Origin of the sequence: Acinetobacter sp. YH12239 (genome assembly GCF_013417635.1) — a bacterium.
In the GTDB taxonomy this organism is placed as follows: domain Bacteria; phylum Pseudomonadota; class Gammaproteobacteria; order Pseudomonadales; family Moraxellaceae; genus Acinetobacter.
On the sequence record NZ_VPDP01000008.1, the window covers coordinates 1 to 12,325 of the forward strand.

The window sequence follows — 12,325 nt, forward strand, 5'->3', positions numbered from 1 at the left end:
CGCGATTAATGAGTGCTCGGTTATATGCGGGCCAATTGGTTGTGCGGTAGATTTTGTGTGTAGGCTTCTTCATTTGAAAATTATATGGCTGAAGAAGCCCTTAAGAATAGCTTTCTGCAACAAAGCCATTAGTATCTGACAAGAACACTTAATAACTCAAGGATTGAGGTTGGGAATGAAATTATCATTTGTATGTTACGTATTGGCGATCTTGCCAATCTGTGGATGGGCGCAACAAACCATCTCTGATCTGTCAGAGGATAAAACGCTTCACGATCGTCGTTTTATTTACTGGATTTATGATTCTGTTCAACAAAAATTTAACCGTGCAGAGCAGTACGAGCAAATCGTTGGATTTCCACTGTTACATGGTGATAAACAGCACATCGATTTTTCTAATGGACAGGTTTATACAATTGTTGAAGGTAGTTTGAAACCAGTTGCAGTTAATGCTGAACAAGAAACTAAACAATTAGAAGATCGGACATCATCAGAATCCTCTGTAGCACTTCAAGGAGAAAACTTGGAAAAACGGATTGAAGAACCACCAGTTAACTCTGGTCAAGAGCAAGAGAATGAGCTAGGCAGTGATGTAGATCGTATTCAAGAGCAAGAGCCTTAAAAATGTGAAAATCTGAATGAGCCTTATGACAAGGCTGTCATGAAACCATCATCATATTGAAATTATGTTCTTTTAAATTTTAGGGATAACATTAATAAAAGGTGTGATGATGGCACTCCTAAACATGCAAGTAATAAAACAAAAAAAACTCTTTGAATTATTGGATATCAAAAAAAATACGTCATTTGAGGATTTTATTCTTCTTCCTGATGCTGATCAGCCTAAACGACATCCTCAATTAAAAATTGCCATTGTGACTGAGACATGGTCACCAGAGATTAATGGTGTTGCAAACTCACTGATGAATTTATGTCTGGGTTTGCAGAAGCGAGGTCATCAAATTTTGTTGATACGTCCTCAACCCAAAGTGAAATGTAAACGGTTTAAACCTGATATGGAGTGTTGGGTGCATGCTCAGGCGATTCCGAAATATCCCACCTTACAGTTCGGTTGGCCACAGTTTTCTAAAATCTCAAAAGCGGTTGAGGTATTTCAGCCAGATGTTGTGCATATTGTGACAGAGGGACCATTGGGATTTGCGAGTCTAATGGTAGCTAAGTCTCAGAATATTCCTGTTTCAAGTGGTTTTCACTCTGCCTTTCAAGAGTTTAGTCGATACTTTGAGTTTCCTTTTCTCGTTAAGCCAATCTCAAAGTATTTAACATGGTTTCACAATAAGACAGGCGTGACTTGTGTGCCAAGTTTAGATACACAGCATGCTTTAAAACAAATGGGAGTAAGCGGTGAGTTAAGGGTGGTGGGGAGAGGTGTTGATACCCAATTATTTAATCCGAATAAAAGATCGGAGTTATTGAGAGAGCAATGGACTGCAAATGAGCATACACGAGTGCTGATTTCCGTTGGTCGGTTGTCACCTGAAAAGGAAGTAGACCTGATTATTCAGACTTTTTTGAAAATGAAAGGTGAGGTTGAACATTATACTAAATTGGTCATTGTCGGAGATGGACCAGATCGAGTAAGGCTTGAAGCCCTTGCGAATCATCACCCTGATATTATTTTTATGGGAAGTTTGACTGGCGAAGACTTGGCTTGTGCATATGCCAGTGCAGATGTGTTTATCTTTCCAAGTCAAGTTGAAACCTTTGGAAATGTCGCGCTTGAAGCATTGGCAAGTGGCTTGCCTGTGGTGGCTTATGATTATGCATGTGCCAAACTGCATGTTGTGCACAATGAAACGGGATGGTTGATCCCTCTCGGTGATGTAGATATGTTCGAACGAGCAATGACAGCAACATTGAATCAACCCGATTTAAAAATAATGGGTGAGAAAGCGCATCTTGCAGTTGCTGCAACAGGATGGTTGAAACCTGTTATTGATTTTGAGCAAGCGTTATTTTTTGCTGTGCATCTTATTTTATTTCACTAAATTATTTTGAATTCGTAGTTTCTTGTCGCGTGTTTGAGGGTGGTCGGTGAATCAGTCATCTATTCTAATTATGACAAGTATTTAATGAAATCATCATCATAATGAAATGATCCATCTCTAAAGTAAAAGTATGAAAAAAATACAAAAGAGGTGTGATGATGGGAATCATGGACACTGTATTGCCTAGATCGACAACGCAATATGATCACCAGAGGCTAAAATTTAAAAATCAAAACTCCGATCGGGATGTATCGGTGCTTGAGCAATTGGGGCGATCTAGATTAAAAATAGCTGTCGTTACGGAGACATGGCCGCCAGAACTGAATGGTGTTTCATTGTCTTTACTACAGATTTGCAAAGGTCTACAGAAGCTTGGTCACAAAATTCTATTGGTACGACCTTCACAAAAACAAATATGTTCGGAATTTTCACCGAACCGTGAGTGTTTGGTGAATGGTCAAACCATTCCGAAGTATGCCCATATGCAATTTGGCTGGCCACAGTATGGCAAAGTGGCTAAAGCATTTGATGAATTTCAACCAGATTTGGTGCATATCGTGACAGAAGGACCATTAGGTTTAGCGGTACTTCAGCTCTCAAAAAACAAAAAGATTCCTGTGAGTAGTGGTTTTCATTCTGCTTTTCATGACTTTAGTCGTTTTTATGATCTTGCTTTTATGGTCAAGCCGATTCAGCACTATCTCAAATGGTTTCATAATAATACGCAATTGACCTGTGTACCAAGTCAGGACTCGGCTGATGCGATACGTAACTTTGGTGTTACATGTCAAGTTGAAGTGATTAAGACTGGGGTGGATGTTGAAAAGTTTTCACCTACTTTTCGAAGTGTGCAACTCAGACGACAATGGGATGCTTGTGAGAATACAACTGTCCTGCTTTATGTTGGTCGTGTTTCACCTGAAAAAGAGATTCAAGTGTTAATTGATGCCTATTTAAAACTTAAAACACAAACAACACGCAGATTTAAGTTGGTCATCGTGGGGGATGGGCCTGATTATTCGCGTTTGGTTCGTCAAAGCAAGCATACCGATATCATCTTTACTGGAAGCTTAAGTGGCACAAATCTTGCTGAATCATTTGCAAGCGCAGATGTATTTGTTTTTGCCAGTCAAGTAGAGACTTTTGGCAATGTCGTCCTTGAAGCAATGGCGAGTGCGTTGCCTGTAGTTGCTTATGATTATGCTTGTGCTAAGCAATATTTAGATGCAGAAACAGCATGGTTAGCGCCATTGGGTGAGCCTGCAACCTTGGTTCAATATATTGTTAATCTGCCCCAAAACAAACGCTTGCATGCAATGGGGATGCAGGCAATGAAAAAAGTACAACAAGTCGGATGGCAACATCCAGTTCAACAACTCGAACATGCATTTTATCGTGTCGTGCAGCAGAAAACGCTCACGGCCTGAACGATAGGAGTAGAGTGAAATGAATTTTAAAAATACCAAAATAAAAATACTCGATCTTGATCTAAGAGGATGTCTCTATTTCAATAATCTATCGCATACACAAAGTATTGCACTCATATTTAAAATTATTAGTCGGCTCGGAGATGGTGTTTTTTGGTACATGATGGTGGCGTTGGTGTGGCTACTGCAAGGACCGCAATACACTATTCAAATTTTATATATTGTTGTTGCTGCTTCGTTAGGTACGCTGATTTATAAAATTTTAAAAACAAAAACAGTACGTCCACGACCATACCAAGTTCACCAAGTTATTCATATTGGCGAAAGACCACTAGATCATTTTAGTTTTCCTTCTGGTCATACATTGCATGCAGTAATGGCAACAATCGTATTGGGTTATGTAGAGCCTGTCTTGCTGGTGATGATGATGCCATTTACCATTTTGGTTGCGTTGTCGCGCATGGTATTGGGATTGCATTACCCAACAGATGTTTTAGTGGGTGCCTTAATTGGGGCGACGGTTGCTAGTGGTATTATCTTGGCTGCTCCAGCATTAAATATCGTATTGTGAGGGAGGTTGATTGCATGATAAGGCGTACAAAAGCAATATAATTGTACGTCTTGATTTGCTTTTTGCTAAAATTAAGCCATGAATTCACCAAAGATGATTTAGGAATAAGTATGGGTTTACGTTGGACAGACACCCTTGATATCGCAATTGAACTGTATGAAGCTCATCCAGATGTGGATCCACAATGGATCCGTTTTACTGATCTTCATGCATGGGTTTGTGCGCTTCCAGAGTTCGAAGATGATCCAAACAAATCAACAGAAGGATTGTTAGAAGCAATTCAAATGGCTTGGATTGACGAAGCTCGATAATTCATCGATCGAAAAAAACCATTTTTTTACACGCGAAAAGCAGATAATCGCGCATTATTCGGTATAATGCGCCAAAATTTTCATGTCAATTTGACTAAAGGAGCCAATCATGGCTATTGAACGTACTTTATCTATCGTTAAACCAGATGCAGTTGCTAAAAACCACATCGGTGACATTTTTGCTCGTTTCGAAAAAGCTGGTCTTAAAATCGTTGCGACTAAAATGAAACATTTAACTCAAGCTGAAGCTGAAGGCTTCTATGCTGAGCACAAAGAACGTGGTTTCTTTGCTGACCTCGTTGCGTTCATGACTTCTGGTCCAGTTGTTGTATCAGTTCTTGAAGGTGAAAACGCAGTTCTTGCTCACCGTGACATCCTTGGCGCTACTAACCCTAAAGAAGCTGCTCCAGGTACAATCCGCGCTGACTTCGCTGTAAGCATCGACGAAAATGCTGCTCACGGTTCTGACTCTGTAGCATCTGCTGATCGTGAAGTTAACTACTTCTTCGCTCAAACTGAGATCGCTCCACGTACTCGTTAATTCGCAGTATTCAAACCAGATAAGTGCTATACTGCTTATCTGGTTTTTTTATTTCTGAAAGATTTTATTGCTTGAAAATTGAGCATGTTCTTTTATCCCACATTATGGTTTAGGTAATACTCATGAATTCTGAAGTTGTCGCTTCATCCGTCAATTTAGATGAACAACAGCCCACTACTGTTCAAGTACAGCAGGCTGATACTGTACAGAAAGTGAATTTACTTGGCCTGTCACGTCCGCAAATGGAAAAATTCTTTGAGGAAATGGGGGAGAAAAAGTTCCGTGCGGGTCAGGTGATGAAATGGATTCATCAGTTCTTCGTTACTGATTTTGCTGAAATGACCAATATTTCAGGGAAATTACGTGAAAAACTTGAAAGGATTTGTGAAATTAAAGCACCAGAAGTCGTGCATAAAAACTATTCTAAAGATGGAACGCGTAAGTGGGTATTCCGTGTAGGTGATGGTGCGGGTTCTTTGGTTGAAACAGTACTGATTCCTGCTGAGGATAAAACGGGTTCGCGTAAAACCTTATGTATTTCATCACAAGTCGGTTGTGCTTTGGACTGTTCGTTCTGTTCAACAGGAAAACAAGGTTTCCAACGCGATTTAACACAGGCTGAAATCATTGGTCAGTTGTGGATGGCGAACTATTCCTATATGGAAGATGTGCCTGTTGCTGAGCGTGAGCGTTCTGTGACCAACGTGGTAATGATGGGTATGGGCGAGCCATTACTTAACTATGATGCTGTGCTTAACTCAATGCGTATCATGCTTGATGATTTCGCCTATGGAATGTCTAAACGCCGTGTCACACTGTCAACTTCAGGGGTTGTGCCGAAGATAGATCAATTGGCTCAAGACATTGATGTTGCGCTTGCAATTTCATTGCATGCAACCAATGATGAGTTACGTAACGAATTAGTACCAATTAATAAAAAATATCCGTTAGACCAACTCATTGCAGCGTGTCAGCGTTACATCACTAAAGATGGTAATGAAAGTGCACGTAAGCATGTCACAATTGAGTATGTCATGTTAGACGGGGTCAACGATCATCCTGAACATGCACAGCAGATGATTAAGTTGTTGAAAAATTTACCAAGTAAAATTAACTTGATTCCATTTAATCCATTCCCACATGCACCATACGGGCGTTCGAGCCGAAATCGCATCATTTCTTTCCAAAAAACTTTGTCTGATGCTGGTTTTGTGTGTACGATTCGTCAGACACGTGGGGATGATATTGACGCAGCTTGTGGTCAATTGGTTGGTCAAGTGGCTGACCGTACTCGTCGTGCAGAACAATGGAAGAAAAAAGTGCTAGAACGTAATGAAATTATGCGTTCACAAGGCTAGTTGTATCATTTAGATGTGAATGATTAAAAAGAGGGAGGCATCATTTGAGCAAGCCGATGTATAAAAAAATAGTCATGACGATGACAGTCGCTTTATCTGGATTGCTTTTCTTTGGATGCCAAACTACCAGTGGCGATACGAGCAAAAAGGATCCTGAGAAATCAGTGAAAGTTCGTACCCAAATGGCGGCTGAATATATTCGGAATGGGAATTTAGATGCTGCCAAACGTGTGCTTGATCAGGCATTAGAGGTTAATTCGCGCGATTCAACTGCAAATATGATGATGGGGGTGTTGCTTCAGCAAGAAGGAAGTGACATCAACATGCAACGTGCAGATCATTATTTTTCTCGTGCTATTTCAATTGATCCTAAAAATGCGCAAGCACGTAACAACTATGGTACGTATTTGTATCAAGTGAAACGATATAATGATGCTGTTAAACAGCTTTCAATTGCAGGCGCAACGCTTGGATATGACCAACGTCATCGTGCATTAGAAAACCTTGGACGGATTTATCTCATTCTAGGGGATATACCGAATGCTGAAAAAACGTTCAAACAAGCACTGCAAGTCAATCGTGACTCGACTGTTTCAATGATAGAGTTAGCAGAGATATTTTATCTGCAAAAGAATAATATTGCCGCGCGTCAGCTATATGAGCAATTTGTACTCAAAGTTGGCCAGCAAAATCAAGGTGCGCGAGCACTCTGGATTGGTTTACGTATCGCACGTGCCAATGGTGATAGAACGGGAATGTATGTGCTGGTGAATCAGTTGCGTACTTTATTTCCAAATAGTCAAGAATTTCAACGTTATTTGCAATTACAGTTCAATACTGAGGCCGTATGGAAGTAAATCCTAATTCACAGCAACCTACTGGTTCAAACGTAGCACCTAATGCTTTAGGAAATATTCAACGCCCTGGCGAGTATTTGCGTCAAATCCGTATTTCTCAACAACGTGATCTGGTCAAAGTTGCTGGTGATTTGAAAATGCCAGTAAAAACGCTTGAAGCGTTAGAGCAAGACGAATACAAATCTTTGCCAGAAGCGACTTTCATTAAGGGATACTATCGTTCGTATGCGAAGTATCTCAAAGTTGATGCCTCTGCTTTGATTCAACGTTTTGATGAAATCTATCAAAATGATACAGGTTTACTGCCAAATCATGCTTTGAACAATTCTCCAATTAAAATTATGGGGAAACTTCCTGGCTCGAAAAGCGTACGTAATCGCAAGTGGATTAAACGCATCGTGATTGCGTTAATTATTTTGGGCGTGGCTTGGCTATTAATCTCCGCAATCCAAAAATGGGCGGCTAAAGGCGATTCGTCAAACACTGATACGAATCAATCCAACAATGTCCAAATTCTGACCTTAAATAATGGTACAGGCACGACTGAAGCAGTATCAGGCGATACGATGAATCTCAGTTTTAGCCGCCCTACATCAGTACACATTGTGGACAGTACGGGTAAAGTATTAGCAACTGGACGCCAATCAACTGCGATTAGTTTGAATGGACAGTCTCCATTCCAAATTCGATTAGATGATGCTCAAGCCGTTTCATTAAGTTTAAATAATGAAAATATTTCATTGTCACCATATACCGTAAACGGAAAAGCTGAATTCCGTTTATCACGTTAATGGGTTAAAGGTAAAACGATGATCGAGAATCCGATTCGACGCAAACCAACACGTAAAATTCGCGTAGGTTCTGTGTATGTGGGTGGCGATGCGCCAATCAGTATTCAAAGCATGACCAATACTGAAACTTGTGATGTAGCTGCAACAGTTGCACAAATTCAACGTTGTGTGGATGCTGGCGCAGATATTATGCGTGTGTCTGTACCGAGTATGGAAGCCGCTGCTGCTTTTGGAGAAATCCGTAAACAAGTGCAAGTTCCACTCGTTGCCGATATCCATTTTGACTATAAAATTGCTTTGGCTGTTGCAGATTTGGGTGCAGATTGTCTGCGTATCAACCCAGGGAATATCGGTTCAGAAGCAAAAATTCGCGAAGTGGTTGCTGCGGCTCGTCACAACGATATTTCAATGCGAATTGGTGTCAATGCAGGCTCTCTCGAAAAAGATATTCAAAAGAAATATGGTGAGCCAACAGGTCAAGCTTTGCTTGAGTCAGCAATGCGTCATATTGATATTTTAGATCGTTTGGATTTCCAAGAGTTTAAAGTGTCAGTGAAAGCATCGAATGTCTTTTTGACGATGGATGCTTATCGCTTGTTGTCACAACAAATTGACAACCCGTTACATTTAGGAGTGACTGAAGCTGGAATTTACCGTACTGGTTCGGTGAAGTCGGCAATTGCACTGGGCGGATTGTTAATGGAAGGCATTGGCGACACCATGCGAATTTCATTGGCAGCGGAACCTGAGGAAGAAATCAAAATTGGTTTTGATATTCTTAAATCTTTGGGTTTACGTTCAAATGGTATTAACTTTATTGCTTGCCCAAGTTGTTCACGTCAAGAATTTAATGTCATCAAAGTGATGCAAATGCTTGAAGAGCGTTTGGAAGATGTACGTACTCCAATGGATGTTTCTGTCATCGGGTGTAAAGTCAACGGTCCTGGTGAAGCTAAAGAAGCTGATATTGGTGTAGTGGGTGCAAGTCCACGTTCACTGGTGTATCGTAATGGTGAAAAGAGTCATTTAATTGACACAAATCAATTAGTTGACGAAATCGAAAATATGGTTCGTCAACGTGTTAACGAGCTTGAAAAAGCTAAATCAAAAGAGATTATTCGCACAGGTTTTTCTGAGTAGATCATGAGTTCAATCGTCGCAATCAAAGGTTTTAATGACATTCTCCCAACGCAAACCCCAGCTTGGAGACGTCTTGAACAGCATCTGTCTGGTTTGATGGATGCCTATGGCTATCAACAAATTCGTTTGCCGATGGTTGAACAGACAAACTTGTTCAAGCGTTCTATTGGTGATGCAACGGATATCGTTGAAAAAGAGATGTATACGTTCTTAGATAAAGGTAATCCTCCTGAGTCTTTGACCTTACGTCCTGAAGGTACTGCGGGTTGTGTACGTGCTATGCTCGAACATAATTTGCTTCGTGGTGCGACACCGCGTGTTTGGTATATTGGACCGATGTTCCGTTATGAAAAACCGCAAAAAGGTCGTTACCGTCAATTTCATCAATTTGGTGTGGAAACGTTTGGTGTTGCAACTCCTGATCAAGATGCTGAACTGATTTTGATGACTGCGCGTCTGTGGAAACGGATGGGTGTTGCGGACAAAGTTCAATTAGAGCTCAATACTTTAGGTGAGTCAGATGAGCGAGCAGCTTATCGCGCAGCCTTGGTTGAGTTTTTAGAATCACATAAGTCAGATTTAGATGAAGATTCGCAGCGTCGTTTAACGACGAATCCACTGCGTATTTTGGACTCTAAAGATGCAAAAACTCAAAGCATTTTAGAAAATGCGCCTAAACTTCATGACTTTATGGGTGAAGAGACGCTGGCACATTTCCAACAATTACAGCAATATCTAACCGATGCAGGTATTTCATTTGTCATTAACCAAAAGTTGGTTCGTGGCTTGGATTACTATAATAAAACTGTATTTGAATGGACGACGACACATCTGGGTTCACAGGGTACGGTTTGCGCTGGTGGTCGTTATGATGGTTTAGTGGGTCAGTTAAAAGGTAAACCAGATCAATCGGTTCCTGCGGTTGGTTTTGCAATGGGTATTGAGCGTTTATTGCTTCTTTTAGAACAAGTAGAAGACAATATACCAGTACGTGATTGTGAAGTATTTTTACTTGCAGATCCTGCGACGCAAGGTAAAGCTTTAGTTTTGGCTGAGCAAATTCGAGATCAACTTGAAGCTGCAAGTAGTTCAGTGCGTCTGAAAGTTGGCTCTCAAGGCTCGATGAAAAGTCAAATGAAAAAAGCGGATCAGTCTGGTGCAATTTATGCCTTAATCTTTGGTGAGCGTGAAGCTGAGGTGCAACAACTTTCAGTCAAAGAGTTGGCTACAGCAGAGCAGACACAAGTAGCGGTCAATGACATTGTGCCGTTCATCATTGATAAACTATCTTCAAAATAAATTTAAGAACATAAGGAAAGGGCGATCATATGAGCGCAATGACTGACGAAGAACAACTGCATACAGCAAAGTCGTTTTTTAAGAAATATGGATCGGCGTTGATTACGCTGATTCTTCTTGCCCTGATCGCCTTTTTCGGATGGGAATATTGGAAGAAGAAAAACGTAGCAGAAGATCAAATACAGACTGCTAAAGTACAGCTCTTAGTTGATGAAGCGAAAGCTGCAACAACTGATCCTAAAGTAGCGACTGCTTTGGATGGAACTGCAGAAAAAATTGTAAAAGAAAATCCTGATTCGATTCATGCGGTTCAAACGCAATTTGTAATGGCAAAATTGGCTTATGATCAAGAGAATTATGCCAAAGCTGAACGTGAATTGAAAAAAATTGAAAATGCTCAAATCAAAGATGAAGGTTTACAACACATCATTAAGCTTCGTTTAGCAGATGCTCAACTGGCACAAAAAAAATATGATGAGGCTTTAAAAACATTGTCTGGTTTGACTTTGCCCGCTTTCAAAACAACTGTAGATGAAGCACGTGGCGATATTTATATTGCTAAGAATGATATTGAAAATGCGAAAAAAGCTTATCAGAGCGCGTGGGATAACTTAATTGCAACTAAACAAGAACGCCAAATCTTACAAATTAAACTCGAAAGTGTTGGCATATTAGTAGAAGATCCTGAAATTGAGCGCCCAATTTTAGATATACAAACGGATGAGTCTTAATGGATAGAAAGTATAAAATTTCTTTTGTTCTAGCGACATTGTCGTGTGCACTAATGGCGTGTACAAGCAATACGGTGAAAGAAGAAAAGGTGAAACCTAATCCGTTGCCTAAAATTCAGCAATCGGTGAGCTTAGCACCTATTTTTTCACATAACGTTTCAGCGACGGATGCTGCTGATCCATTGCGTTTGAGAATGGCGAATGATCAAGGTGTTTTATACTTTTTAGATCCTAAGGGACAGGTTTCTGCATATCAAGGTAAGCAGCGTGTCTGGGAAAAACAAGTTACAAAGCTTGGTTTAAGTTCAGGTGTTGAAGCGGCCAATGGGTTAGTGATCGTCGGCAACAAGAAAGGTCAACTGTTTGCTCTCGATCAAAAAACGGGTGATATCCGTTGGACGGCGCAATTAAGTGGTGCAATTTTGAGTGCGGCGCTTATTCAGACTGGTCGAGTGATCGTTGTTGCAAATGATGGTACGGTGTTTGGTCTGGATGAAAAAACAGGTCAACAAGTGTGGACCTATCGTATGCCAAACGAACAATTGAGCTTACGCGGTCAAGCTTCACCTGTGCGCTTAGACCCACGAACAGTGTTAGTGGCCTCGTCAAATGCATACGTGTACGCAATTGATAGTCTCACTGGAACTTTGCGTATGCAAAGACGTGTGGCAGTCAGCGATGGTCGTTCTGATATACAGCGTTTAGTTGATGTGGATGCAGATCCAATCGTTGCAGGACAATTGGTTGTAACCACCAGCTATCAAGGCCAAGTCACTGTACTAGATCTAGTTTCGCAACGTGTGATTTGGAGTGAAGATGCAAGCAGTATTAATCGTGCTGAAGTTGCAGGTCGCCAAGTCTTCGTCACGCAAACAGATGGTAAAATTGTATCGTTTGATCTGGTGACGGGTCAGCCGTTATGGACTAATGATCAATTGCTTAACCGTCAATTAAGCAACCCCGTAATGTTAGGTCAGTATTTAGTGGTAGGTGATTATGAGGGGGTGCTCCACCTTGTAGATCCTAAAAATGGTCAACTTGTTGGTCGTGAAAAAACGCGTGGTGAAGTACGTTCGTTACGTGTAGTAAACAATCAGCTTTACTCAGTGACACGTACAGGCGCACTTACAATTTGGCAGAATCGTTAATTTTTTCTCTGCTTATGGTAAACTAGTCGCTGAATACATATTTTAAGTTCGGGGTGTTGAATTGTCAGACCCCGACATTTTTATTTTTAAGTAGATGATTCGTCTAACTTCTTCCACAGTTTCTGATGTTCAGGCCAATTGA

Annotated in this window: 13 protein-coding genes; all 13 read left to right on the forward strand. The window is 40.7% G+C overall.

The window, feature by feature from the left end; translation table 11 throughout:
- Positions 1-175 precede the first annotated feature (175 nt).
- Positions 176-622, forward strand: coding sequence for a hypothetical protein (locus FTV17_RS08520; RefSeq protein ID WP_179998929.1), 447 nt, complete (start codon positions 176-178; stop codon positions 620-622).
- Positions 623-731: 109 nt separating this feature from the next.
- Positions 732-2,009, forward strand: coding sequence for a glycosyltransferase family 1 protein (locus FTV17_RS08525; protein ID WP_257219912.1), 1,278 nt, complete (start codon positions 732-734; stop codon positions 2,007-2,009).
- Positions 2,010-2,164: 155 nt separating this feature from the next.
- A complete protein-coding gene (locus FTV17_RS08530) occupies positions 2,165-3,436 on the forward strand; it encodes a glycosyltransferase family 1 protein (protein ID WP_257219913.1) in 1,272 nt (423 codons plus the stop codon).
- A gap of 19 nt (positions 3,437-3,455) precedes the next feature.
- On the forward strand, positions 3,456-4,007 hold the full coding sequence (locus FTV17_RS08535; protein ID WP_179998931.1) for a phosphatase PAP2 family protein: 552 nt from the start codon (positions 3,456-3,458) through the stop codon (positions 4,005-4,007).
- Between the two features lie 110 nt (positions 4,008-4,117).
- On the forward strand, positions 4,118-4,318 hold the full coding sequence (iscX, locus tag FTV17_RS08540) for a Fe-S cluster assembly protein IscX (RefSeq protein ID WP_035265625.1): 201 nt from the start codon (positions 4,118-4,120) through the stop codon (positions 4,316-4,318).
- Between the two features lie 109 nt (positions 4,319-4,427).
- Positions 4,428-4,859, forward strand: coding sequence for a nucleoside-diphosphate kinase (ndk, locus tag FTV17_RS08545; RefSeq protein ID WP_035265623.1), 432 nt, complete (start codon positions 4,428-4,430; stop codon positions 4,857-4,859).
- Positions 4,860-4,981: 122 nt separating this feature from the next.
- Positions 4,982-6,217 carry a 23S rRNA (adenine(2503)-C(2))-methyltransferase RlmN gene (gene rlmN, locus FTV17_RS08550; protein ID WP_179998932.1) on the forward strand — a complete coding sequence of 412 codons (1,236 nt, stop codon included), beginning with the start codon at positions 4,982-4,984 and terminating at the stop codon, positions 6,215-6,217.
- A gap of 56 nt (positions 6,218-6,273) precedes the next feature.
- The gene (gene pilW / locus FTV17_RS08555) at positions 6,274-7,074 is read left to right on the forward strand and encodes a type IV pilus biogenesis/stability protein PilW (protein ID WP_179998933.1); all 801 of its coding nucleotides are present in this window, start codon (positions 6,274-6,276) and stop codon (positions 7,072-7,074) included.
- Positions 7,065-7,865 carry a helix-turn-helix domain-containing protein gene (locus tag FTV17_RS08560; protein WP_035265612.1) on the forward strand — a complete coding sequence of 267 codons (801 nt, stop codon included), beginning with the start codon at positions 7,065-7,067 and terminating at the stop codon, positions 7,863-7,865. Before pilW ends, FTV17_RS08560 begins: the two co-directional genes overlap by 10 nt.
- An 18-nt stretch (positions 7,866-7,883) precedes the next feature.
- On the forward strand, positions 7,884-9,005 hold the full coding sequence (gene ispG / locus FTV17_RS08565; RefSeq protein WP_092767631.1) for a flavodoxin-dependent (E)-4-hydroxy-3-methylbut-2-enyl-diphosphate synthase: 1,122 nt from the start codon (positions 7,884-7,886) through the stop codon (positions 9,003-9,005).
- A 3-nt stretch (positions 9,006-9,008) separates the two neighbouring features.
- On the forward strand, positions 9,009-10,304 hold the full coding sequence (hisS, locus tag FTV17_RS08570; RefSeq protein WP_035265610.1) for a histidine--tRNA ligase: 1,296 nt from the start codon (positions 9,009-9,011) through the stop codon (positions 10,302-10,304).
- Positions 10,305-10,333: 29 nt separating this feature from the next.
- Entirely contained in the window at positions 10,334-11,035 is a 702-nt protein-coding gene (locus tag FTV17_RS08575) for a tetratricopeptide repeat protein (protein ID WP_035265609.1), read from the forward strand.
- A complete protein-coding gene (bamB, locus tag FTV17_RS08580) occupies positions 11,035-12,183 on the forward strand; it encodes an outer membrane protein assembly factor BamB (RefSeq protein ID WP_092767625.1) in 1,149 nt (382 codons plus the stop codon). The genes FTV17_RS08575 and bamB overlap by 1 nt, the downstream gene beginning before the upstream one ends.
- Positions 12,184-12,325: the final 142 nt, after the last annotated feature.

Excerpts from the sequence above, each read along its gene's own strand:
- FTV17_RS08535 (WP_179998931.1), top strand. The coding sequence starts at position 3,456 with ATGAATTTTAAAAATACCAAAATAAAAATACTCGATCTTGATCTAAGA.
- FTV17_RS08575 (WP_035265609.1), top strand. The coding sequence starts at position 10,334 with ATGAGCGCAATGACTGACGAAGAACAACTGCATACAGCAAAGTCGTTT.
- rlmN (WP_179998932.1), top strand. The coding sequence starts at position 4,982 with ATGAATTCTGAAGTTGTCGCTTCATCCGTCAATTTAGATGAACAACAG.
- pilW (WP_179998933.1), top strand. The coding sequence starts at position 6,274 with ATGTATAAAAAAATAGTCATGACGATGACAGTCGCTTTATCTGGATTG.
- FTV17_RS08560 (WP_035265612.1), top strand. The coding sequence starts at position 7,065 with ATGGAAGTAAATCCTAATTCACAGCAACCTACTGGTTCAAACGTAGCA.
- FTV17_RS08525 (WP_257219912.1), top strand. The coding sequence starts at position 732 with ATGGCACTCCTAAACATGCAAGTAATAAAACAAAAAAAACTCTTTGAA.
- iscX (WP_035265625.1), top strand. The coding sequence starts at position 4,118 with ATGGGTTTACGTTGGACAGACACCCTTGATATCGCAATTGAACTGTAT.
- ispG (WP_092767631.1), top strand. The coding sequence starts at position 7,884 with ATGATCGAGAATCCGATTCGACGCAAACCAACACGTAAAATTCGCGTA.
- FTV17_RS08520 (WP_179998929.1), top strand. The coding sequence starts at position 176 with ATGAAATTATCATTTGTATGTTACGTATTGGCGATCTTGCCAATCTGT.
- hisS (WP_035265610.1), top strand. The coding sequence starts at position 9,009 with ATGAGTTCAATCGTCGCAATCAAAGGTTTTAATGACATTCTCCCAACG.
- bamB (WP_092767625.1), top strand. The coding sequence starts at position 11,035 with ATGGATAGAAAGTATAAAATTTCTTTTGTTCTAGCGACATTGTCGTGT.
- FTV17_RS08530 (WP_257219913.1), top strand. The coding sequence starts at position 2,165 with ATGATGGGAATCATGGACACTGTATTGCCTAGATCGACAACGCAATAT.
- ndk (WP_035265623.1), top strand. The coding sequence starts at position 4,428 with ATGGCTATTGAACGTACTTTATCTATCGTTAAACCAGATGCAGTTGCT.